At 58.5% G+C, this 23,787-nt stretch carries 19 protein-coding genes; 8 read left to right on the top strand and 11 right to left on the bottom strand.

The genetic code is table 11. The annotated features are described in order from the left end of the window. Positions 1–76 precede the first annotated feature (76 nt). The 5 genes from ACP3TY_RS00905 to ACP3TY_RS00885 are packed head-to-tail and all read right to left on the bottom strand — an operon-like array spanning position 77 to position 5,501. Positions 77–1,009, bottom strand: a complete 933-nt coding sequence (locus tag ACP3TY_RS00905; RefSeq protein WP_426619076.1) for a hypothetical protein — start codon at positions 1,007–1,009, stop codon at positions 77–79. Then, positions 1,002–1,742: an alanyl-tRNA editing protein gene (locus ACP3TY_RS00900; protein WP_159813671.1), complete on the bottom strand. Its 741-nt coding sequence runs from the start codon at positions 1,740–1,742 to the stop codon at positions 1,002–1,004. The genes ACP3TY_RS00905 and ACP3TY_RS00900 overlap by 8 nt, the downstream gene beginning before the upstream one ends. A gap of 12 nt (positions 1,743–1,754) precedes the next feature. Further along, a complete protein-coding gene (locus ACP3TY_RS00895; RefSeq protein ID WP_426619075.1) occupies positions 1,755–2,897 on the bottom strand; it encodes a pyridoxal phosphate-dependent aminotransferase in 1,143 nt (380 codons plus the stop codon). Next, the gene (locus ACP3TY_RS00890; protein ID WP_159813675.1) at positions 2,894–4,477 is read right to left on the bottom strand and encodes a phenylalanine aminomutase (D-beta-phenylalanine forming); all 1,584 of its coding nucleotides are present in this window, start codon (positions 4,475–4,477) and stop codon (positions 2,894–2,896) included. The genes ACP3TY_RS00895 and ACP3TY_RS00890 overlap by 4 nt, the downstream gene beginning before the upstream one ends. Before the next feature lie 4 nt (positions 4,478–4,481). Continuing rightward, positions 4,482–5,501, bottom strand: a complete 1,020-nt coding sequence (locus ACP3TY_RS00885) for a TauD/TfdA family dioxygenase (RefSeq protein ID WP_426619074.1) — start codon at positions 5,499–5,501, stop codon at positions 4,482–4,484. 322 nt (positions 5,502–5,823) lie between these two features. On the opposite strand from ACP3TY_RS00885, the gene ACP3TY_RS00880 reads away from it, so the two are divergent. Beyond that, positions 5,824–7,233, top strand: coding sequence for an amino acid permease (locus tag ACP3TY_RS00880; RefSeq protein WP_400752507.1), 1,410 nt, complete (start codon positions 5,824–5,826; stop codon positions 7,231–7,233). A 44-nt stretch (positions 7,234–7,277) separates the two neighbouring features. Here ACP3TY_RS00880 and hrpB read toward each other — a convergent pair whose 3' ends face one another. Then, positions 7,278–9,794, bottom strand: a complete 2,517-nt coding sequence (gene hrpB, locus ACP3TY_RS00875) for an ATP-dependent helicase HrpB (protein ID WP_426619073.1) — start codon at positions 9,792–9,794, stop codon at positions 7,278–7,280. 362 nt (positions 9,795–10,156) lie between these two features. Between hrpB and ACP3TY_RS00870 the strand changes: the two genes are divergently transcribed. After that, positions 10,157–10,576 (top strand): hypothetical protein, encoded by a 420-nt coding sequence (locus tag ACP3TY_RS00870; RefSeq protein WP_034153788.1) that lies wholly within the window; start codon positions 10,157–10,159, stop codon positions 10,574–10,576. A 12-nt stretch (positions 10,577–10,588) separates the two neighbouring features. Beyond that, a complete protein-coding gene (locus ACP3TY_RS00865; RefSeq protein WP_053124129.1) occupies positions 10,589–11,497 on the top strand; it encodes a cation diffusion facilitator family transporter in 909 nt (302 codons plus the stop codon). Positions 11,498–11,524: 27 nt separating this feature from the next. Here ACP3TY_RS00865 and ACP3TY_RS00860 read toward each other — a convergent pair whose 3' ends face one another. Next, on the bottom strand, positions 11,525–12,640 hold the full coding sequence (locus tag ACP3TY_RS00860) for a DUF6515 family protein (protein ID WP_426619072.1): 1,116 nt from the start codon (positions 12,638–12,640) through the stop codon (positions 11,525–11,527). Positions 12,641–13,087: 447 nt separating this feature from the next. Between ACP3TY_RS00860 and ACP3TY_RS00855 the strand changes: the two genes are divergently transcribed. Together ACP3TY_RS00855 and ACP3TY_RS00850 are read left to right on the top strand one after the other, a co-directional pair. Next, entirely contained in the window at positions 13,088–13,567 is a 480-nt protein-coding gene (locus ACP3TY_RS00855) for an Lrp/AsnC family transcriptional regulator (protein ID WP_008081091.1), read from the top strand. A 266-nt stretch (positions 13,568–13,833) separates the two neighbouring features. Next, positions 13,834–14,043: a DUF2788 domain-containing protein gene (locus ACP3TY_RS00850; RefSeq protein WP_003228500.1), complete on the top strand. Its 210-nt coding sequence runs from the start codon at positions 13,834–13,836 to the stop codon at positions 14,041–14,043. On the opposite strand, the gene ACP3TY_RS00845 is transcribed toward ACP3TY_RS00850, so the two are convergent. From ACP3TY_RS00845 to ACP3TY_RS00830, 4 genes are all read right to left on the bottom strand, one after another. Next, on the bottom strand, positions 14,038–14,673 hold the full coding sequence (locus ACP3TY_RS00845) for a pseudouridine synthase (protein ID WP_053124132.1): 636 nt from the start codon (positions 14,671–14,673) through the stop codon (positions 14,038–14,040). The two genes, ACP3TY_RS00850 and ACP3TY_RS00845, sit on opposite strands and share 6 nt — an antisense overlap. Before the next feature lie 73 nt (positions 14,674–14,746). Beyond that, the gene (gene amn / locus ACP3TY_RS00840; RefSeq protein ID WP_426619071.1) at positions 14,747–16,246 is read right to left on the bottom strand and encodes an AMP nucleosidase; all 1,500 of its coding nucleotides are present in this window, start codon (positions 16,244–16,246) and stop codon (positions 14,747–14,749) included. A gap of 170 nt (positions 16,247–16,416) precedes the next feature. After that, positions 16,417–18,066, bottom strand: a complete 1,650-nt coding sequence (locus ACP3TY_RS00835) for an acyl-CoA dehydrogenase family protein (RefSeq protein WP_426619070.1) — start codon at positions 18,064–18,066, stop codon at positions 16,417–16,419. A gap of 95 nt (positions 18,067–18,161) precedes the next feature. Then, positions 18,162–20,516 (bottom strand): 7TM diverse intracellular signaling domain-containing protein, encoded by a 2,355-nt coding sequence (locus tag ACP3TY_RS00830; RefSeq protein ID WP_426619069.1) that lies wholly within the window; start codon positions 20,514–20,516, stop codon positions 18,162–18,164. A gap of 345 nt (positions 20,517–20,861) precedes the next feature. On the opposite strand from ACP3TY_RS00830, the gene ACP3TY_RS00825 reads away from it, so the two are divergent. Genes ACP3TY_RS00825 through hemL form a run of 3 tightly spaced genes read left to right on the top strand, consistent with a single transcriptional unit; the run spans position 20,862 to position 23,602 of the window. Continuing rightward, positions 20,862–21,659, top strand: coding sequence for a hydroxymethylpyrimidine/phosphomethylpyrimidine kinase (locus ACP3TY_RS00825; RefSeq protein WP_007909650.1), 798 nt, complete (start codon positions 20,862–20,864; stop codon positions 21,657–21,659). Positions 21,660–21,677: 18 nt separating this feature from the next. Continuing rightward, a complete protein-coding gene (gene thiE, locus ACP3TY_RS00820; RefSeq protein WP_426619068.1) occupies positions 21,678–22,301 on the top strand; it encodes a thiamine phosphate synthase in 624 nt (207 codons plus the stop codon). Positions 22,302–22,318: 17 nt separating this feature from the next. After that, on the top strand, positions 22,319–23,602 hold the full coding sequence (hemL, locus tag ACP3TY_RS00815; RefSeq protein ID WP_426619067.1) for a glutamate-1-semialdehyde 2,1-aminomutase: 1,284 nt from the start codon (positions 22,319–22,321) through the stop codon (positions 23,600–23,602). The last annotated feature ends 185 nt before the right edge of the window (positions 23,603–23,787 follow it).

Here is a 23,787-nt window from a genome sequence, read left to right as displayed (position 1 = left end):
CCCGCGCATTCCTGTGAGCGGTTGACTGACACAGATCATCGAACAGAGAACGCGGTGACTCCCGTCTTCTCTGTTTTCACTTTTTGTTTTTTTTGGCGGTTCGGGCTCCACGTCCATCGTATTCAGGACGGCCAGAAACTATCATCCCGAAGAAATAAGGTTGAGCATCCTTATCCTCTAGCTGGGTGCCGGATTTGTTGTGCACTTCGATCAAGGAGAAGAGATCGACAAGACGATCCTGAATTTGCTCTATTTCTGCGTCTTTGAGTGTCACCATCGAGCTGTATTTAAAAGAACCTGAAACATCAAAATATTCACTTTTTTCAGGTTTGGTCAGCGATCGTTCCACTTCATGACGCAGGAACATATCCTTTAGCCGCAACGCATCAGCGGTTCTTGGCATTCTCAGCGTAGGTGCGTGACGAACAAAAGGCTCATCAGTGGTGCTTCGTTCCTTCGAGACGAGGTTCAGAAACGCTTCAGTTCGTTCGTCGTAGGCAAGGCCTAGCTGTTGGCAAACCAACTGCATCTCCGCAACGGACGCACTGTCGACCATATAGAGATAAGTCATCAATGGCAGCAACTCGAAGTTCTCCTCGAATGCCTTGACGACTTCCTCGGTTATGATGAACTCACGCTCATACCGACTCAAACTCAGCGCCCGACGCAGTATCTTCGAATCATGCTCTCGAAGCTCCAGCCTGGACGAAAGATCCGTGACCTCAACCCCTTTGCCAAACAATATCTCGTGGACATTGGCCGGCAACAAGTCTCTGAAGTAATGCCAGTAATAATCGAAGCTGACCTTACTGGAAGCGTCGATATCCAAATGGTCATGCAGTTCGACGGCAGCATCGATACTCAGGTACTTTCTTCCGGCCTCTACGTCACGGTAGTAATTGGCCGAAAACGGGATGTTGACCTCTTCGAGAAACGTCGAAATCTTCAGATGCCCGGCATCAATCCGCAATTGCATGAGAAACGCACCAAACGCTCGTTTGTTATCCAAGCTCTTCAGCCTCTGCCGACAGAGTGATGACCACTCTGGTCGTGTTCTTCTTGATTTTCATACTGGAAGTCACCAAGCCTATTTCTTGCGTATTACGTACATGAACTCCCCCGCAAGGGATTGACCAGTTTTCGCATTTCCACCAACGAAATCCTTGTCCTTGGCTGGTATCCGCTTCCGTACGAATCTCATGACTTGCAGAGCAAAACTCGTTCAGGGCATCAGTCGCCTGCCTCAAACTGTCTTCGTCGAACTCTTCGACAAACTCGTATTGATTTTCCCCTCCGTCGTCACTCAGCGGCGAGCGCACCGGGTGTTGAATGGAGCGCCCCAGCGTTTGCTCAAGCATGCAGTGGATCAAATGCATGGCCGAATGAACACGCATCTGATGATAGCGTAATGACCAGTCGAGAGTGGCTGTCGCCTGCTGTGCATTCTTAGGCTCGCTCAGCAGCGCGAATGTTTCATCGTCGACCTTTAGGTAATGCCGAATCTGATCATCCCTTTTTTTCGTGGCGATAACTTCCAGCCGTTTTAAAGTCTCACCCGCCTTCGTCCCCTGAATGTGCAACACGCCTCGATCTCCGAGCTGGCCGCCTCCCTGCGGGTAGAAAACCGTTTCGCCAAGGAGTGCAAAAGGAAGACCGGCATCGTCGCGCTCAAGCAGATCGACTCGACATTCCAGTTGCTTCAGATACGGATTTTCATGAAATAAAGGCTGTGTTCCGCTCATTTTTACCTCGAGTCAGTTCTCGCTCAGTGTGGTTGGGAGCCTGTGCGAATGGTTGAGGGCATCCACATCTCTCGGGCCTTTTTGGCGCTCAACCGCGTCCAGCTCTTTTCTGAGAACATCGCACAAACGGGTCATCTGCACCTGGCTACCTATCGAGATTCTGAGGCAGTTATCAAGGCCATAATCAGTCAATGGCGATGTCAGAAATCCTTCACGCGCCAGGTAGTCATGTAACGACTTACAGGCGTGGGGGCTGTTGAACTCGACGAATACAAAGTTGACATAGCGACTTCTGGCTTGAACGCCATAGCCCTGGAACAGACTGACAATCTCCTGCCCCCACACAAGGCAATGCGTCGCTGTCTTTTCCAGATGATCAGCATCCCAAAGTGCATACTCACCGGCGAGGGCAGAGAATGAGCTGACGTTGTATGGCGCGCGCCGTGCCTGCAGAACCGGAACCAGATCAGCGCTGGCATAAGCCCAACCCAAACGTAACCCCGCAATGCCATACGCCTTTGAAAACGTACGCAGGCATATCGAGTTTTTCCGAGCGTTTACGATCTGCACGCCAGGCGAGTTCTCGCGATCCGGGGCGAACTCTGCATACGCTTCATCAATGATGACCGTCGTTCTTTCCGGAATGGCAGCAACAAGTTTTAGCAGTGCGGATGGAGAGAGATAGTCGCCCAAAGGGTTCGACGGGTTTACCAGCACAACCACATCCGGATTCTTTTGAAGGGCAATATTGAGTGTAGTGTCGTAACCTTCTCCGCTGGCGGGAAAGATCTCACTATAGTCAGCCCCCAGAAGCTCGGATCTGATTTTGTACATTTTGAAGCTGTGCTGCAGTGCCACGATCCGGCTGCCAGCCTGCAACAAACTACGCAATGAAATATCAATCAACTCATCAGAACCTGCCCCGACCACCACACGCTCGGGATCAACGTTCCAACGTTCACCGATGGCCGTGCGAAGCGACTTGTAAGTCACCTCAGGGTATTCGCTGAGCAGTGACGGCATCGACATGCACAGGTGCAGTGCCAGACCCGATGCTCCCAGCAGATTTTCGTTAGCGTGCAGCCGGGCATTACGGCAATCCGCTTCCAGCGACTCAGCGCCTGCCACTGCGCTCTTGTTGCCTGACGAACTCATCGACTGTGCCCCCCAAGAATGTGGGCAACGATGCTTTCCAGATACCCGGTCAACGCAATATCCCGATCCAGATAAGGGATCAGTTCACGCACTCGGGCATGCCAGGCACGGCCCTGCTGGCCTAACTTTGTGCAACCGCGAATATCGGCTGCCTGGGCTGCGCATATCAGTTCGAAGGCAATGACATACCGCGTGTTCTGCAACACTTCAGCCACACGACGCGCGGCAATAAGACCAAACGAAACCACGTCCTGGAAGTCGGCGGTGGTGGTCAGGGTCTGGATCGAAACCGGCGTGGCGAGCGATCGGTTTTCCGCCGTCAGAGAGGCCGACATGAACTGCCCACCCATAAGACCGAAACGCAGACCGCCATTTTCAGCGCAGAGGAAAGACGGCAGACCATTGCTGTTGGCCTTCGTCAGGAAGCGATCTATGCGCCGATCAGAAAGGTTGCACATCGTGATCATGGAGATCGTCAGGTAGTCCATGGCCGAGGCAATGTACTGCCCATGAAAGTGGCCGTTGTGAAAAACCTCACCATTCTCGGGAGTGATCAACGGATTGTCGTTGGATGAGTTCAGTTCGTTGGTGACGATGCGCTCGACGAACTCGATGGTTTCCAGCACCGGCCCCAGAATCTGGGGTGTGCAGCGAATCGAGTAGGCATCTTCAATGGGCATGGCCTCCTGACGTACCTCGTCAGTTCGCAGCGCACTCAGTTGCGACGAGAGTTCAATGTCATCAATCGCCAACTCCGAGCCTTGAAGATCGTCCCAAATGGCCTCGGCAATTTTTTGCTGCCCCAAGTGCGGTTTCAACTTGTGAACGTCAGGATGAAAAGGACGTACCCGGGCCTGCAACGCCTCGAAGGAGAAAGCGGAAATCGAGGTGTATTGTTCAAGCAGTTCTCGGGACTCGACCACATTCATTGCCGCGACCGCTACCATGCAGGACGTGCCATTGATCAGTGCCAACCCTTCTTTGTAGCTCAGGTGTAACGGTGCCAGGCCAAATTGCTCAAGCGCTTGTGTCGCCGGAATGCGCACACCATCAAGATAGGCGTAACCATCACCGGTTAACATCCGCGCAACCGCTGCCAATGGCCCCAGATCACCACTGGTGCCAAGAGAACCTTTACTCGGAATTTCAGGGATAAGGCCTGCGTTGTAGATGGCGATGTACCGATCAAAGTTCTCCAGAGAGATCGCCGAGTTACCGCGTGATAATGAAACAATTCGCGCAAACATTGTGGCCCGGGCGACGCTGTCCGGGAATCGCTCACCGACGTTTGTCGATACGCCCTGAATCAGATTGGATTGAAGCTCGTGGGCTTTCTCGATAGGCACGAGGTGGTCAACGAAGCCGCCCATGCCGGTATTCACGCCATAGATGACCGCCCCCTGCGCAACGAGGTTTTCCAAGGCATCTCTCGATGCCTGAACCCTTTGTCGCGTGGCTTGGGATGCGACTACTGTCTTGCCGGGTCGGGCAAACCGGATCAGATCCTTTAGGCATACATCGACACCGGGGGTCAGCACATAGGTGCTATCCGACGTGAAATTCTTTTCCTGAATGGTCATTTTTTCATCCCTGAACTACGTGTGACTGTTGACCCGCCCAATCGGCGATGATCACGTTGATTGTCCGGCTGCCCGAAAAGGCGCGCCGACCATGTGCAAACTGAAAATTATCGAGCAGTAAAATATCGCCCTCAGCCAAATCGACATCTCGTTCCAGCCCCCTGACGGCGTGAAAAAGCTCCAGGGTGAGGTCTTCCGCAAGCGGCTCGCCATTACCAAAACACATGGCTTCCAGCAGTAGCGGGGTTTTACGATGCGCGTTTATCAGCTCGCTGGCGTCCTGCTCTCGACCATCGATACGCGCCCATTCGATCATGGCTGCCGCGCCCCAGAAATGCGCTTGATTGCACCAGATGTTTGCGTCTTTAAGGGGATGCTGACGCATCGGGGAAATACAGTCCTGCCAGAGAACGAGGTCTTCGCCGTTCCATTCGAAGTCCCACCCACGCGATCGGCAAAGCAACTCTGCTTCGGATTTCCTGGCGCTAGAGAAGGTCTCTTGCCAGCTTTTTTTGACGCCCGGTTTGAGATCGACCCGCGCCTCGCTGGGTAAGGTTCTGCGCAATTTAAGTCCGCGATCCGTTAGCTGCTTCAAGGTCGCTTGATCAACCAGTTGCTCCAGCTTGCGCATGTCGCCGATGACAGATTCGCCGCCTTTTCCGGCCGGTTCCACGCAAACGAACGCAATGATCTCGGGTGGGCGTTTTACGTAGGCCATTTCTTGATGAAGGATGACGGACCAGTCGGGAGGGGTGCGAGTCGCCTCCATAACCTTGCCCTGTATGGTCGAGCGTGGAGAGCTTCCGCCAACGTAATCGCGGGTTTCAAAGCCCATAGCGACAATGGCCTTTTCAAACTCACCAGGATCCTTGCACCGATCAGCGGCGCGAATGATCACGGCACCGTCACTAAGCAACCGTTCACGGATGTCGTGCGCAGCATTAGAAAAATAGTGCCCCGGATCAGCGCATCCGCTGGCCGAAAAATCGAATACTCCTTCTGCATTACTGCCCTTCACCTTCATCACTCCTTAAATCCATGGAATCGTCGGCATCTCCGTCTGCGATGCATTAGATATCACTCCCCATTTACAAATTCAACAGATAGAAATATGTTTCTTCCAATAGTTTTAATCAGGATCAATTAAGAAATCATTGCGATTGGTGACATAAAAAGCCCTCAACCAATTGATATAGATGAAAAATAATTTCAAGGACGAGACGAAATATGACAGTAAAAAACGGCCCACCATTCCTGTGCCAACAACCGCTTCGGCACGAGCGCGAAAGTAATCTCGCGAAACTCTCTGTAACGCTTTTCATCAAAACTTACGTGAGCCGATTCCAATGAGCGGATTCAACGCGCGCTCAGGCGTGCTGAAGCGCAGCCTGAAAAATCGACACATCCAACTGATCGCCTTGGGTGGGGCAGTGGGAACCGGACTGTTTTTGGGTTCGGCAGGAGCACTGAAGTCGGCGGGCCCATCAATGATCCTCGGCTATGCGATTTGCGGCTTCATCGCCTTCCTGATCATGCGACAGCTAGGGGAAATGATCGTGGAAGAGCCGGTAGCGGGTTCCTTCAGCCATTTCGCTCACAAGTACTGGGGCGGATTCGCCGGGTTCCTGTCGGGCTGGAACTGCTGGATGCTATACATCCTGGTCGGCATGTCGGAACTGACCGCCATCGGCAAGTACGTGCACTACTGGTGGCCAGAGATCCCGACATGGGTATCCGCTGCGGCCTTCTTTGTGCTGATCAATGCCATCAACCTGATCAATGTGAAAATGTTTGGTGAAGCGGAATTCTGGTTTGCCATCATCAAGGTACTGGCCGTCATAGGCATGATTGCCATGGGCAGTTATCTGCTAGTCAGCGGTACTGGAGGGCCACAAGCGGCAGTAAGCAATTTGTGGGAGCGAGGTGGGTTTTTCCCCTACGGGGTAGGCGGGCTGGCAATGTCCATGGCGGTGATCATGCTGTCCTTTGGCGGCCTGGAAATGCTCGGCTTCACTGCGGCCGAGGCCGACAACCCGCGCACCGTGATCCCCAAAGCAATCAACCAGGTGATCTACCGCATTCTGATTTTTTACATTGGCGTACTTGTGGTTTTGCTATCACTGATGCCTTGGGACAGTCTTCTGACTTCACTAAACGCGTCTGGCGATACTTACAGTGCCAGCCCTTTCGTCATGGTGTCGTCAATGCTCGACAGTGCTACCGCGGCGCACATCCTTAACTTCGTGGTACTGACTGCTGCGCTATCCGTCTATAACAGCGGGACTTACTGCAACAGCCGCATATTGTTGGGCCTGGCAGAGCAAGGTGATGCGCCGCAAAGCCTGGCCAGAATAGACAAACGCGGTGTTCCCGTACGCTCGATCCTCGCGTCGGCGGCCGTAACTCTGTTTGCGGTACTGATGAACTACATCATCCCGCAATATGCACTGGAACTGCTGCTATCACTGGTGGTTGCAACGCTGGTGATCAATTGGGTGATGATCAGTCTGTCGCATTTCAAATTTCGGCAACATTTGAACAAGACCCGCCAGATACCGCTGTTCAGGGCGTTGTGGTATCCCTACGGCAACTATATCTGCCTGGCATTTCTGGTCTTCATATTGGGCGTGATGTTGATGGATTCCGTCTTTAGGATTGCTGTGTATGCAATTCCCGTATGGATCGGGTTGATGTGGATTTTCTATGGCATCAAGCACAAACGCAGTGTTTCCCAAGGCCTCTACGGAGAGGCCTGAATCACAACATCACCGGTTAAACCGATCAAGCCACGCCAGTGCTCTTACTTGCGCGGCTTGATCCGCGCAGTCGCCTCCGCCACCAACGGATCATCCGGCCAGTAATGCTTCGGATACCGTCCCTTCAAATCCTTCTTCACCTCGGCATAGGTGCTGCGCCAGAAGTTGGCGAGATCCTGCGTCACCTGCACCGGACGTCGTGCTGGCGACAGCAGATGCAACTTGACCACCTGGCGCCCGCCAGCAATCCGTGGCGTATCCGCCAGCCCGAACAGTTCCTGCAAACGCACTGCAAGAATCGGCGGAGACTCGCTGTAATCCAGCCGAATCGACGACCCCGACGGCACGCTCAGATGATGCGGCGCCAGCTCATCGAGCTTTTGCGGCAGCGGCCATGGCAGCAGATTACGCACGATGCTCGACAGATCCAGATTGGCAAAATGGCTGAGCCGCGAGACCTTGCCCAGATAAGGCATCAGCCAATCTTCGAGGGTGTTGAGCAAGGTTGCATCGCTGACGTCTGGCCACAGACTGTCGTTCTGATTAGTCAGATCAAGTTGCCGCAACAGCGCCACTCGCGCCTGCCACTGACGCAGTTCCGGAGTCCACGGCAGCAGCTCCAGACCTTTGCGTCGCACCAGATTCACCAGCGCCTGACTGCGTGCATTTTCGTCGAGACCGGTCAGCGGTTCACGGCTGAGAATCAGCTCGCCGACCTTGCGCTGACGCTCGGCGCGCAGCACACCTTCGCGCTCGTCCCAGTCGAGTTGATCGACATTGCGCACTTGTTCGGCGAGCACGGAATCGAACAGCGCCGGATCGAAATCCGCTGCCAGATAAATCCGCTCTTCGCGCTGGCCCTGACGACTGCCGAGGTCGGCGATGACGATCCACGGTTCTTTCATCAGGCTGTCGGCTTCGGCGAACAGCGCCGCACGACCGTTGGCCAGACGATATTCGGCGCCACCGGCACGCCGCTGTTGCGCGACGCGATCGGGATAGGCCAGCGCCAGCAACGCACCGAGCCAGCGCGGATGATCAGGATCGCTGACCGGCTCGCTCGCTTTGCCGCGCAGATAACCGCGATATTGCCGCGCCAATTGCCGGGCACGCTGCACACCGCCCTGAGCACCACGGGCGGCGCGTTCTTCGCCGGACAGCAACACCAGACGACTGTGCAAATCCGCCCCGGCGCCACGCAAGATATCGCGCTCGCCGAGCAACGCAGCCACATCGCACGCCATGTTGGCCAAACCCAACGCCTGACCGCGCAACAACAAATGACCGATGCGCGGATGCGCCGGTAACTCAGCCATGGCCTGACCGTGGGTCGTCAGCACCTCACCTTCCAGCGCGCCGAGCCGTTGCAGCAAATCCTGCGCCTGTGCATAAGCCGCCGCTGGCGGAACGTCGAGCCACACCAGTTCGCCCGGCGTCACGCCCCAACGTCCCAGTTGCAGCGCGAGGCTGGCGAGATCCGCCGAAAGAATTTCCGCGCTGCCGTAAGCGGCGAGCTGTTCGTGTTGATCCTGCGACCACAAGCGATAACAAACACCCGGTTCCAGACGCCCTGCCCGGCCCGCACGCTGAGTGGCGCTGGCCTTGGAAATCCGCTGAGTGTCGAGGCGCGTCATGCCGCTGCCCGGATCGAAACGCGGCACCCGCGCCAGTCCGGCATCGATCACCACGCGCACGCCGTTGATGGTCAGACTCGTTTCGGCAATGTTGGTCGCCAGCACCACTTTGCGCTGGCCGGGCGGCGCCGGATCGATCGCCGCGCGTTGCGCATTGAGGTCGAGTTCGCCGTGCAGCGGGCAGAGCAACACATCGCTGCGCTCACCCATCGCCTCGACCAATTGTTGATGGACGCGACGGATTTCCGCCTGCCCCGGCAGAAACACCAAGACGCTGCCGGTTTCATCGTGCAGCGCTTCGAGCACGGTTTGCGTAACACGCTGATCAATGTATTCGCCAGGCTGAAACGGCCGCCCCCAGCGCATCGTCACCGGGTACATGCGGCCTTCGCTGCGCAGGATCGGCGCGTCATCGAGCAACCCGGCCAGGCGCTCGCCTTCGAGGGTGGCCGACATCAGCAGAATCTTCAGCGGCTGTTCAGCTCGAAACAGCTCACGACCGTTCAGACTTAGGGCCAGCGCCAGATCGGCATCAAGGCTGCGTTCGTGGAATTCGTCGAAGATCAGCAGGCCGACGCCTTCGAGCGCCGGATCATCCTGCAAGCGCCGGGTGAGAATGCCTTCGGTGACCACTTCGATGCGTGTGTTGGGGCCAACCTTGCTGTCGAGTCGAATGCGATAACCGACGGTTTCCCCGACCTTCTCGCCCAACTCGCTGGCCAGCCGTTCTGCGGCTGCACGCGCGGCGAGGCGGCGCGGTTCGAGCATCAGAATGGTCTGCCCGGCCAGCCACGCTTCATTGAGCAAGGCCAACGGCACGCGGGTGGTTTTACCGGCGCCGGGCGGTGCTTCGAGCACGGCTTCATGGCGAGTCGCCAAGGCTTCACGCAGGGCGGGTAAAACTTCATCGATCGGCAAAGAATTCATGCTGGCTCCCCAGGGCGTGCCCACAGTAAATTGCGAGTCGCGTTAAAGCTGTGAGCGTGCCAGGCAAGGCGCGGGACGCAGGTAAGGGTCGTTTCCTTGCCAAGTCCCGCAACGCAGCATGGCGCGCTCACAGCTTTAGCCCGGAGGGCCGAACCCCGATAGGATTCATTAGCCTTCACGCGGTGTCGATCTGGAGAAAACAACTTCAATCCTCAACGTATTTCGGTAGGGGTGAGACGAGGCCGCAATTTACTGTGGGCACGCCCTGCCAGGCCGAGTATAACGGCGAACTGCAAGGCATTCGTCAGGGTCTTAACTTCACACGATGACGCTTCGTTCTTAGATCAATCAGGAGATTTCCCATGCGCTTACCTTTTCGCCTGATCGGCGGTGTACTGGTCGCCACCCTGCTCACGCAAATCACGGCGTGCGGTTCGATTTTCTATCCGGATCGTCGCGGTCAGATTGACGGCAAAGTCGACCCGGCGATTGCCGTGCTCGATGCCGTGGGCCTGCTCTTCTACATCATCCCCGGGCTGATCGCGTTTGCCGTCGACTTCGCCACTGGCGCGATTTATTTCGAACCGGGCCACACCGCGCAGATCGATCCGGCCAAACTCAAACAAGCCATCGGCCCGGACGGTCAGGTCGATAATCACAAGTTGCAGGCTATTCTCGAAAGTGAATTGGGACGTGACTTTCCTCTGGATGATCCGCGCCTGATTCAACACAAGGGCAGCACGCAGCAACTGGCGATGTTCGGCCTGCAACCTGCCGCTTAAAAAGGAAACGCAATGACCTCCAGCCCCGAACACGCTCGCCTGCTACGGCTGGCGACCCGCGCCTCGGTGGCGGTCGCCTGCACGCTGATCGTCGCCAAAGCCATTGCCTGGTGGCTGAGCGGTTCGGTGGCCATGCTCGCCGGGCTCACCGACTCGGCGCTGGATGGCATCACCTCGATGCTCAATCTGCTAGCGGTGCATTACGCACTGCGTCCGGCGGATGACGATCACCGTTATGGCCACGGCAAGGCAGAGTCGCTGGCGGGCATGGCGCAGGCGCTGTTCATCGGTGGCAGTGCGGTGTTGATCGCGTTTCAGGCGTACGAACGACTGCACGATCCGCAGCCGCTTGGCGCGCCATGGCTGAGCATCGGCGTGATTGTGTTTTCGCTGCTGCTGACGGCGGCGCTGTTGGTGTTGCAGCATCGGGTGATCAAGCAGACTGGCTCTAATGCCGTACGCGCGGATTCGCTGCACTATCGCTCGGACATGTTGCTCAACGGCAGCATTCTGATTGCGCTGATTTTGGCCGGGTTTGGTTTTGATCAACTGGATGCGTGGTTCGGTCTGGGAATTGCTGCGTACATTCTGTGGAGCGCGATCCAGATCGCCCGGGAAAGTTTTTCGGTGTTGATGGATGAAGAGCTGCCGACGGACGTCAGTCAGCACATGCTCGAACTCGCGTGCAGTGTGCCGGGGGTGCTGGGCGCGCATGACTTGCGCACGCGGATCTCGGGCAACCACTGGTTCGTGCAGTTGCACCTGGAATTGCCGGGAGAGTTGACACTGTCAGTGGCCCACGGCATCAGCGATCAAGCCGCCGATGCCATCCACCAAGCCTACCCGCGCGCCGAAGTGCTGGTGCACGCCGATCCGATAAAAGCAGCGACAAGTCGCGAGCCGCAAGCTTCAAGCTTGTAGCTCGAAACGTGCAGCTCGCAGCTGCTTTTACTGAACCTGATAACCGCGACTGCTCAGGCAATTGCCCTGAGCCTGACGGTACGCCTGAACCACTTCGGGCGCCGGCTGATAGGTCGCGGTGCGCGGGTCGAAACCGCTTTGCTGCACCGCGTACTGATAGCACTGATAACCGTCCTGCTGCACTTGCTCTGGCGACTGACCGTTGGCCGGATAGGCCTCGACGTCATAGCCCTGGGATTGCGGCTGTGGTTGCGGCTGTTGCTGCACCGGCGGCTCGACGACTACGTAGTCCTGCGTCGCTTCTTGATAGGCGTAGTAGGAACCGGCGGCGAGAAACAGTAGCGAACCACCGATCCACACTTCTCGCGAATAGTCCGGCAAGTACTGAATGCGGATCCCGCGCGGCGGCTGCACGACGATGTAGCGCGGGCCTTGCGGGCGATACCAGTAGCCACCGGAATAGAAGTAATCCTGTCCGCGATACGGCACGCGATAGTCACGATCCGGGAAACGGTCGATCACATGCCCCGGCCGATATTGCGGGCCCGGCCCCCAACCGTTGCCATGTCCGTCGGGACGTCCCGGCCAGCGATTGTCGTTGGGCCGATAGTCATTGGGGCGGTTGTTAGTCTGCCAATGCTGGTTATTATTGTTGTAACCATTTTGCGGACGCTCGTCGCGGTAGTAACCCTGACGCGGTTCCTGAGTCTGGCGCACGGTGTCGGGCCGCGACTGGATCGGCAAACTGTTGGCCGGCATTTGCGGCGGCGGTGGCGGCTGGCGCACCGGGTTGGGGTTGTAGCCCGGCCGGTTCTGGTCATGGTTTTGCCATTGACCATTGTTATTGTGCGGCTGGCCGTTGTGTTCGAACTGGCGGCTGTTGTCGCCACGAATGACTTCGTTTTTCTGCGGGCGCGGTTGATTCTGCGGCGGCTGATTTTGTGGACGCGCCTGGTTTTGCTGTGGATTATTCTGTGGACGCGGCTGATTTTCGCCGCCATGCCCTTGGTTATTGCCTTGATGCCCCTGCCCGTGCTGCCCGCCATTCGGGCTGCGGCTCTCTGGATCATCGGCCAGCGCTTGCACACTGACACTCACACACAACACACCAACACCGGCCAGACGCCAGATGCGCGACTTCATGCTTTTCCTCACTGAGGCCTGTAATTAAAGGCGGCCTGTAACTAAGACCGGGTCGGGAACATCCGGTTCTGCAACAGGTTATCAGTCGCGCAACTTATTTATTGAGCGCGGCAAGATGAAATCGCAGGCAAGAAAAAAGGGAGACCCGTCGGCCTCCCTTTAGAGAACTTCGTCCTGGCTCGACGCTTATGACGTCGGCTCACCTCACGCCGTCTTCTGGACAGTGTGCAGCTCGGGGGCCGGCACAACCCCGGTGGGGGTGGCGGCCGCGGCAGGCCTTATAGGGCGGGCCGCGTGGACTGTGTTACCGAGCAGTGATTCTGGTAATAAGAATAGGCCTGAGGCCACGACAGAGGATTGCGAAGATTGCTGAAATAAACACCACTTGCGCAATTTTTAACCCTGGATAGATAATCCGCCGCAATAGTTACAACCAAGGACAGATTGATGAGCAAACTCGACCGTTACGACCTGAGCATTTTGGCGGAATTGCAGCGCGACGCCCGCATCTCCAACCAGGAGCTGGCCGAGCGCATCGGTCTGTCACCCTCGCCTTGCTCGCGCCGGGTCAAGCAACTGGAAGACGACGGCTATATCTCGCGTCAGGTCGCGTTGCTCGATCGCAAGATGCTTGGGCTGAGTTTGACTGCCTATGTGCTGATCGGCATGGATCGGCATACGCCGGAGCGTTTCGAGAATTTCGAAGCGGCGATTCGCACATTGCCGCAGGTGTTGGAGTGCAGCTTGGTGACGGGTGTGGATGCGGATTACCAGTTGAAAGTGGTGGTGCCGGATATGGATCACTATCAGAAGTTGTTGCTGGGGCACCTCACACGCATTGAAGGCGTGACCAGCGTGCGCTCGAGTTTTGTGCTGAACCAAGTCCTAAACAGCACCGAACTGCCCCTCACCCACCTGCGCAACTGAAATCGCCCCCTGTAGGAGCTGACGAGTGAAACGAGGCTGCGATCTTTTGATCTTTCAAAGCCAGATCAAAAGATCGCAGCCTTCGGCAGCTCCTACAGATCGCTTTTGTGGCGAGGGGATTTATCCCCGTTCCAGTGCGCAGCACTGGCAGGATTGGTGTTGCAGACCAATGACCGCGGCACACCGACGCAGGTCAATGCCCCGCCATCCGCCCTTGGCGTATACTCGCCGCGCCCTTTTAGCCGCGCCCATGCCGGAGAACCCCAATGGATCCAGCCGTATTTGAAGAGTGGATGATGACCGGTCTGGTCAGCATCCTGATCATTTTCATGGGTTTTATCGTCTGGGATCTGGCGAAGAAGTCCAAGGCCGGGCGCTTTGGCTCGTTCATTTTGTTCTTCGTGCTGGGCCTGGGTGTGGCCGCGTTCATCATTAAAAGTGTGGTGATCGGCCTGATTGAATCCGGCGCTCTATAAGCGCGCCGGCACTTCTTTCCACTGGCCCTGATCGAGCCCTTCGATCGTCCAGTCACCAATCTTCACCCGCACCAAGCGCAACGTCGGCAGCCCGACCGCCGCGGTCATGCGCCGCACCTGACGGTTGCGCCCTTCGCGAATCACCAGTTCCAGCCACGACGTCGGTATGGACGCGCGAAAGCGTACCGGCGGGTTACGCGGCCACAACTCGGGCTCATCCAGCTGCCGCGCTTCAGCGGGCAAGGTCATGCCGTCATTCAACTCAACGCCGTCACGCAGACGCTGCAACTGTTCGGCGCTCGGCACGCCTTCGACCTGCACCCAATATGTCTTCGCCAGTTTATGTTTCGGATCAGCGATGCGCGCCTGCAACTGCCCGTCGTTGGTCAGTAGCAGCAATCCTTCACTGTCGCGATCCAGACGTCCGGCCGGATAAATGCCGGGCACATCAATGTAATCCTTGAGCGTCGCCCGCCCTTCGCCGTCGCTGAATTGCGTCAGCACATCGAAAGGTTTGTTGAACAGGATCAGTTTCGGCTCGGCCGGTGGCGCCTTGGCAACACGGCGCGGCGAAGACGACTGAGGCTTCGCGCCAGGGCGGCGGGAAGGTGGACGCGGGGGACGAGACATAGGGAGAGCAAACATTTAGCGATCAGGGCTGACAATGCTAGTGCCCCGACCGCCAAATGACCACGACTAACCGTTAACGGAACGGCGGTTCGTCGAAGCTGCGCAGTTTGCGCGAGTGCAGCGAGTTGAGTTCGGTGCGCAGCAGATCGACCGCTTCGATGCCGATCTTCAAGTGCTGGCTGACCGCGCGCTCATAGAACGCGTTGGCCGAACCCGGCAGCTTGATTTCACTGTGCAGCGGTTTGTCCGATACGCATAGCAACGTGCCGTACGGTACGCGCAAGCGGTAACCCTGCGCGGCAATCGTGCCGCTTTCCATGTCCACCGCGACGGCGCGGGACAGGTTGATCAACGGTCGTTCCTGCGCCCAACGCAATTCCCAGTTACGGTCGTCGTAGGTCAGCACGGTGCCGGTGCGCAGGCGTTTTTTCAGATCGTCGCCCTTCTCGCCGGTGACGTTGGCCGCTGCCTGTTGCAGGGCCATTTGCACTTCGGCCAGCGCCGGGATCGGAATATTCGGCGGCACGACGCGGTCGAGAATGCCATCGCGACGCATATAAGCGTGGGCCAGCACGTAGTCGCCAATGGTCTGCGACTGACGCAGCCCGCCGCAGTGACCGATCATCAGCCAGCAATGCGGACGCAGCACGGCCAAGTGGTCGGTGATGTTCTTGGCGTTGGACGGGCCGACACCGATGTTCACCAGCGTCACGCCGTGGCCATCGTTGGCGATCAGGTGATAGGCCGGCATCTGGTAACGGTGCCAAACCACACCGGCGGCGATTGCCGAGGCTTCGCCGTGATCCATGCTCTTTTCGATGATCACGTTGCCCGGCAAGACCATGCGCACGAAACGCGGATCGCTGCGCAATTGCTCCAGACCATGGACGATGAACTGGTCGACGTAGCGGTGATAGTTGGTCAGCAGGATCCACGGCTGCACATGGCGCCAGTCGCTGCCGGTGTAATGCACCAGACGACGCAGGGAGAAATCCACGCGCGCCGCATCGAACAGCGCCAGCGGCAGCGGATCGGTGTTTTCCCAATCGTAGAGACCGTCGGCGATGCCATCGGTGGCGGCGGACAGGTCGGTACTCGGGAACACCCGCGCCAGCACGGCAGCGGTAACGCCGGAACCGGCGAGTTCATCGCCCTGCTCGACCACGTATGGATACGGAATGTTTTGCTGACTGACGCCGACTTCCACGGTCACCGTGAAATCGTGCATCAACGGCACCAGTTGTTCGAGCAGGTATTTGCGGAACGCCGCCGGGTGGGTGACGGTGACGCTGTAAGTGCCGGGCAATTGCACCTTGGCGTACGCGCGGGTGGTCTGCGGCACTTCGCCCTGGCAATGGTAGGTCAGACGCAGTTCGGGATAACGAAACAGAGCACGCTGCGCAGCGTCGGGTTCGACGCGATCTTTCAGGTAACGCTTGAGCGCCGAGTTCAGCGCAGTGGTGGCCCGCTCATGCAGCTCGGCCAGACGATCCACGGCTTGTTCGGCGGTTTGAACAACAATAAACGCTTCGGTCACGATCAGCTTCCTGTGTTCTGACTTGCAGAGCATCATCTTGCCTGCATCGTGGCGTCACGGGAACAGTGGCATGTTGGCAACCGCACAATATATGGGCCACCCCAATCCTTGTAGGAGCTGCCGAAGGCTGCGATTTTTTGATCTTGCTGTTTATGAGATCAAAAGATCGCAGCCTTCGGCAGCTCCTACAGGGGATTTGTGGGGGGTCAGAGGATTTGTGGGGTTGAGCGGGCGACGAGGGACTCGATGTCGAGGCCGCGTGGCAAGGCGCCGTAGGCGCGGCCACCACCGCTCAGCCGGCTGGCGATGAAGGCATCGCTGACGGCTGAGTTCCCGGCCTCCAGCAATAGCTTGGCCTGCAAACCGAGCGCGATGTCTTCAGTCAGTTGCCGCGCCCGATACTGAATGTCACTGGTGTCCTTGAACTGCGCCTGCAACTGTTGAATATGCGCGGCCAAGCGTTTGTCGCCGTGGCCATCACCGAGCTCGCTGAACAACACATCCAGCACACCCGGTTCTTTCGACAACGCCCGCAGCACGTCGAGGCATTGCACATTCCCCGAACCTTCCCACGTAGAGTTCACCGGCGCCTCGCGGTACAAACGCGGCAGGATGCTCTCTTCAACATACCCGGCGCCGCCCATGCATTCCGCCGCTTCGTTGATCATCCCCGGCGCACGTTTACAGATCCAATATTTGCCCACCGCTGTCACCAGCCGCGCAAATTGCGCTTCGTGGCGATCGTCGAGATGATCCAGCGCCTTGCCCATGCGCAAGCTCAGCGCCAGCGCGGCTTCGCTTTCCAAGGCCAGATCGGCCAGCACGTTTTGCATCAATGGCTGCTCGCTGAGCAGTTTGCCGCCGACCTTGCGGTGCGCGCAGTGATGGCTGGCCTGGGTCAGCGCCTGACGCATCAACGAGCTTGAACCGACCATGCAATCGAAACGGGTCATCGCGACCATCTCGATAATGGTCGGTACGCCGCGCCCTTCTTCGCCGACCATCCATGCCAGCGCGCCACGAAACTCCACTTCGCTGGAGGCGTTGGACTGGTTGCCGAGTTTGTTTTTCAGGCGCTGAATGTAGAACTGATTGCGTGTGTCGTCCGGGCGATGGCGCGGCAGCAGGAAGCAGCTCAAACCCTTGTCGGTCTGCGCCAGCGTGAGGAATGCATCGCACATCGGTGCCGAGCAAAACCATTTGTGTCCGACCAACTCATACGCCTCGCCCGGGCCACTGGCGCCGACCGGGTAAGCCTTGGTGGTGTTGGCGCGCACGTCGGTGCCGCCCTGTTTCTCGGTCATGGCCATGCCGATGGTCACGCCGGCCTTGTGCGCCGTGCCGACGTTACGCGGGTCGTATTCCGTGGCGAGGACTTTCGGCAGCCATTGCTCAGCCAGATTCGGTTGCAGACGCAGCGCTGGCACGCTGGCAAAAGTCATGGTCAGCGGGCAACCGCTGCCGGCCTCGGCCTGGCTGTGCAGGTAACTCATCGCGGCGCGGGCGACGTGGGCGCCGTCCTGCGGATGCGTCCACGGCATCGAGTGCAAACCATGCTCGATCGCCGTACGCATCAACTCGTGATAGGCCGGATGAAATTCCACCAGATCGATGCGATGGCCGTAACGATCGTGGCTGACAAATATGGGTTTGTTTTGGTTAGCGAGGAATCCGGCTTCCATCAGCGGCCCGCCGGCCAGCGCGCCGTAGGCATCGATCCGCGACTCGGCCCAACCGGCGCCGAACCTGCGCAACCACTCCTGCAACGGCAGGTCGATGCGGTACAGGTTGGTGCCGTCCAGCGACGGCGGCTGGTTGGTGACTTCGTGGGTTTCGGCGAACTGATGCAGGTTCATGACGGGCTCCTTGGCTCTCCAGAAAGCTCAGTTAAGCACCGCCCCCCTGTCGATCAAAGTGTCATAGACGCCGAATTCGCGGCGCTTTTACCCTGTCAGCAGCTCAACACTCGACGCTCCAGCGCCGACTGCAAATCCTCGAATTTCACTGGTTTGTTCAGGTAATCGACCGCGACGCCCGTGGCGCAGACCTCTCGATCGGCACTCAATGCGAGCATGAACACCGGCAAACTCGCGCAGCCCGGCAGCGCGTGAATCTGGCAGCACAATGACGCGCCTTCGTGGCTGGGCAACTGACAATCGATCAGCACCGCGTCGAAGGTTTCTCGCCGCAGGCAGTCCAGCGCCGTCGCGCCGCTGTCGGCGGTGCGCACGCGGAAACCGAGCTTGAGCAGCATGCCGCGCATCACCAGTTGGTTGACGCTGTTGTCGTCGACCAGCAACACCGTGCAGTCCTGCGGCGCGCGAATGCAATCACCGCCAGGCGCAGGATTCGGCGCAGGCTCAACCACCGGCAATTCAAACTCGACATCCAGCTGAAAACGGCTGCCGCTGCCCGGCTCGGAACGGTGCGTGAGTTTGCCGCCGAGCAGTTCCACCAATTGTCGGCAGATCGCCAGACCGACGCCGAGGCCACCGTATTCGCGAGTCATCGAACCGTCGAGCTGGAAGAAACGCTGATACATCGTCGCCTCGCCCAGATCGGTGAAACCGATGCCGGTGTCGATCACCGCGAACGACAGCGCCAGACGATTGCCCGTCGACGGTTTGCCGGTGACCCGCAACGCCAGCCCGCCCACGCGGGTGAACTTGATCGCGTTATCCAGCAGGCATTCCAGGCATTGCGCGAGTTTGGCGCTGTCGCCGTGCAGACGATCAGGCAGGGTTGGCAGCACGTCGACCTTGAAGTCCAGCGACTTGCTCGCCGCATTGCCGTCGAACTGCGCGCGCAACGATTCGACCACGCCACGCAAACTGAAACTGCCCGGCGAGGCCTTGAGCTTGCCGGCCTGCAATTCGGTGAGGGTGAGGATGCCGTTGACCATGCGCATCATGTCCCGCGCGGAACCGGCGGCGGTTTGCTGATATTGCTCCAACTCCGGATCCATCTCGACGGTCTGCATCAATTCCAGCGAACCGATCACCCCGTTCATCGGCGTGCGCAGTTCGTGGGTCAGAGTCGCCAAAAATTCATCTTTGAGCTTGTTGCTGTGGGCCAGTTGCTGGTTGAGCACTTCTAGTTTCTGCCCGGCGTCGTACAGGGTCTGCGCCTGTTGCTCGCGCATCGCGTTGATGCGGTCGGCCAGCGCCAGCGACAGCAGCGCCACTTCGATGGCCGAACCGATCTGGCTGGCGTACATGGTCAGGAACACGTTTGGCAGCAGGCCCAGCACCATCAGCGTGTTGACGATACCGCCGAGCAGAAATGCCGACCAGGCAATGATGAAATACCGCGCCACGCGCAAACCGCGCCACCAGGCCAGAATCCCGGCGGCAAAAATCACCACGGTGAAGGTCAGCGCCAGCGTCGTCGCCAGGCGCAGAGCCAGCGCGTAACTGGTCATCAAGGACAGTCCGATGACCAGCGCACCGAACGCGATCAGGCCGATCAAGACGCAATCGAGTCCACGGCTGTGGGTTTTGGTCTGCAGGAAACTTCGGGCGAACTGGCTGCCGAACAGGCCGGCGCATCCGATGAAGAACGGTGTCGCGGCGTTAGCCCACCACGGATTGTTCGGCCAGAAGTACTCGACCGCCGCGCCGTTGACCGACAGCTGATAGAGGCCAAACGAGGCAATGTAGAAGATGTAATAGAGGTAGCTGGTGTCGCGCACGCTGAGATAGATGAACAGGTTGTAAACCACCATCCCCAGCAGCACGCCATAAATGATGCCCAGCACATACAGGCGCACGGGTTGGTCTTCGAGGTACGCAGTGCTCGACCACAACGTTACCGGTGCCTGGATCGAGCCTTGGCTGGCCAGTCGCAGGTACACGGTTTGTTGTTGGTCGGGTTCGAAGGCGAGATCGAACAGGTAGTTGTTCTGACGGATTTCGCGGCTGGCAAACGGCAAGGCGTCGCCAGTCTGACGGATCAGCTGATAGTCGCCATTGGCGTCGGGCAAGTACAGATCAAGATGGTCGAGCGGCGGATAAGCCAGCTCTAGCAACCAGGTGCGCTGGGCGGCGGGGTTGCTCGGGCGGTAATGCAGATCGATTTTCAGCCAGAACGCCGAGCGCGAATAACCGGCATTGAGCGTGGCTTTGTCATGGGCTTTGAAATTGCCGGCAGCGGCCTGCGCGCGGACGTCGGCAATGCTCGCCTGACCACTTGGGTCTTCGAACACTTGCAGCGACCGGCCCAAAGGCAGGTTCTGGGTGAATTCGTCGAATTCGACGGCGCTCGCCATGAGGGGCAAGCAAAACAGCAACATCAGCAAATAGCGCATTGAAGCCCCAGCGTGGCTCGTCCGGTTATGTCAGGAAGCCCCCCCATTCCTTGAGTAGACGTAAAACCGGTATTACCTGTTATTGGTTTGGATCCAGACTAGCATAGCCGCTGCTGGCCATTGAGCACCATCGAAATTTTTCCTACAAAGGCTCTAGAACGGGCGTTTCAGAGCAAAGCAGCGGACTAGAGCTGTTGGGTTGGTCAGGTAGATCAAAAGATCGCAGCCTGCGGCAGCTCCTACATTGATCTGGATTTTCCTGTAGAGCTGCCGAAGGCTGCGATCTTTTGATCTTGCTCCGCCAGCCACACCCGTAAATCAGCTTTGGTGGTAAGCTCGCGCACCATGAATATCTACAGCTCCCGCCCCGTTGTCCTCTGTCTCTCCGGCCACGACCCAAGTGGTGGCGCCGGCTTGCAGGCAGATATCGAAGCCCTGCTCGCGCAGGGTTGCCATGCGGCTCCGGCCGTCACCGCCCTGACCGTGCAAGACACCGTCAACGTCACTGACTTCCGCGTCCTCGACCGTGAGTGGGTGTTGGCCCAGGCCAATGCCGTGCTCAACGACTCCGAAGTCGCTGCAGTGAAACTGGGCATGCTCGGTTCGCTGGAGATGGTCGACACCGTTGTCGAACTGCTCTCGGCGCACCCGCACTTGCCGGTGGTCTGCGACCCGGTGCTGCGCGCCGGTGGCGGCGGACGCCTGGGCAAGGACGAGGTCGGCTATGCGATGCGCGAGCGTCTGCTGCCGCTGTCGATCATTGCCACGCCTAACCTTCCTGAAGCGCGCATCCTCGCCGAACTGCCCGAAGGCACCGCGGACGAGTGCGCTGAAAAACTCCTGCCGTTCGTCAAAAACCTGCTGATCACCGGCGGCCATGGCGACGAAACTGAAATCCATAACCGCGTGTACAGCCGCGACGGTCTGCGTGAAACCTTTATCTGCCAGCGTCTGCCGGGCAGCTATCACGGTTCCGGTTGCACATTGGCCAGCGCATTGGCCGGCCGACTGGCGCAAGGCGAACACCTCGCCAGCGCTGTGCGCAGTGCACTCGATTACACCTGGCGCACCCTGCGCGATGCCGAACAACTGGGCAAAGGCCAGTTCGTCCCGCGTCGCCTGCCGCTGGATTTCTGCTCGTAACGTCGTGAGGTCTGCCCGATGAAACTACGTGGCCTGTATGCCATTACCGACAGCGAATTGCTGGCCGGCAAGTTTCTCTCTTATGTGGAGGCGGCGCTGGAAGGCGGCGTCACCCTGCTGCAATACCGCGACAAGAGCAACGACGAGGCCCGCCGTCTGCGCGAGGCCGAAGCGTTGCGCGATCTGTGCGAGCGCTACAAAACGCAACTGATCATCAACGATGACGCCGAACTGGCCGCGCGCCTCAACGTCGGCGTGCACCTCGGACAAACCGACGGCCCGCTGTCGCCGACCCGCGCCCTGCTCGGTTCAAAAGCGATCATCGGCTCGACCTGCCACGCGCAAATCGCGCTGGCCGAACAAGCCGCCAAAGAAGGTGCGAGTTACGTCGCCTTCGGCCGCTTCTTCAATTCCAATACCAAACCCGGCGCGCCGACCTGCAGCCTCGATCTGCTCGACGAAGCCAAACGCACGCTGCACCTGCCGATCTGCGCGATTGGCGGCATCAGCCTCGACAAAGCAGCGCCGCTGGTGGCCCACGGGGTCGACCTGCTCGCCGTGGTTCACGGTTTGTTCGGTGCCGAGAGCACCGCCGAAGTGACCCGCCGCGCCCGCGCATTCAACGAATTGTTCAAATCCTGAAGATTGAGAGCCCGATCATGTCTCGTTCCGAAACCCTGTTTGCCAACGCCCAGAAACACATTCCCGGTGGCGTGAATTCGCCCGTTCGTGCGTTCAAGAGCGTTGGCGGCACCCCGCTGTTCTTCAAACACGCTGAAGGCGCTTACGTCACTGACGAAGACGACAAGCGTTATGTCGATTACGTCGGTTCGTGGGGCCCGATGATCCTCGGCCATAGCCACCCGGACGTGCTCGACGCGGTGCGCAATCAGCTGCAACACGGCTTGTCGTACGGCGCGCCGACCGCGATGGAAACCGAGATGGCCGACCTGGTCTGCTCGCTGGTGCCATCGATGGACATGGTGCGCATGGTCAGCTCCGGCACCGAAGCGACCATGAGCGCAATCCGTCTGGCCCGTGGTTACACCGGCCGCGACAGCATCATCAAGTTCGAAGGCTGCTACCACGGTCACTCCGACAGCCTGCTGGTCAAGGCTGGTTCTGGTGCACTGACCCAAGGCGTACCGAGCTCGGCCGGCGTGCCGGCGGCGTTCGCCAAACACACCCTGACCCTGCCGTTCAACGACATCGACGCGGTTGAAAAGATGTTGGCGGAAGTGGGCGACGAAGTGGCATGCATCATCGTTGAGCCGGTAGCCGGCAACATGAACTGCGTGCCGCCAGCGCCGGGCTTCCTCGAAGGCTTGCGTTCGCTGTGCGACAAACATGGCGTGGTGCTGATTTTCGACGAAGTGATGACCGGTTTCCGCGTTGCCCTCGGCGGTGCTCAGGCTTACTACGGCGTAAACCCTGACCTGACTACTTTCGGCAAGATCATCGGTGGCGGCATGCCGGTCGGTTGCTTCGGCGGTAAGCGCGAAATCATGGAACGCATCGCGCCGCTGGGCCCGGTGTATCAGGCCGGCACGCTGTCGGGTAACCCGCTGGCCATGGCCGCCGGTTTGACCACCCTGCGTTTGATCAGCCGTCCGGGTTTCCACGCCGAGTTGAACGACTACACCACGCGTCTGCTCGACGGTCTGCAACAGCGTGCCGATGCTGCGGGTATTCCGTTCGTGACCACCCAGGCCGGCGGCATGTTCGGTCTGTACTTCAGCGGCGCCGACGACATCGTCACTTTTGAAGACGTGATGGCCAGCGACGCTGCCCTGTTCGGTCGCTTCTTCCACCTGATGCTGGAAGGTGGCGTGTACCTCGCACCGAGTGCCTTCGAAGCCGGTTTCACCTCGATCGCTCACGGCGAAGCCGAGTTGCAACTGACGCTGGACGCTGCCGAACGCGCCTTCGCCGCACTGAAATAATCGCCGTACCGCTGACGTTGGCTATCGCCAGCGTCAGCATTCACCTACATCCGCGCTGTTTTTCCGATGCTCCTGCTAAAAATCTCCCCTAAAGTGGGCGATATATTCCCCGCGCAGCAGAAAAACGAGTAAAGACTTTGTAAGGTTGGCCCTGCTTATTTCATAATGCGCGCTTATTGGATCCC

The organism is Pseudomonas rustica, assembly GCF_049959085.1.
Taxonomy (GTDB): Bacteria; Pseudomonadota; Gammaproteobacteria; order Pseudomonadales; family Pseudomonadaceae; genus Aquipseudomonas; species Aquipseudomonas rustica.
This window is presented reverse-complemented; position numbering and strand designations above follow the sequence as displayed.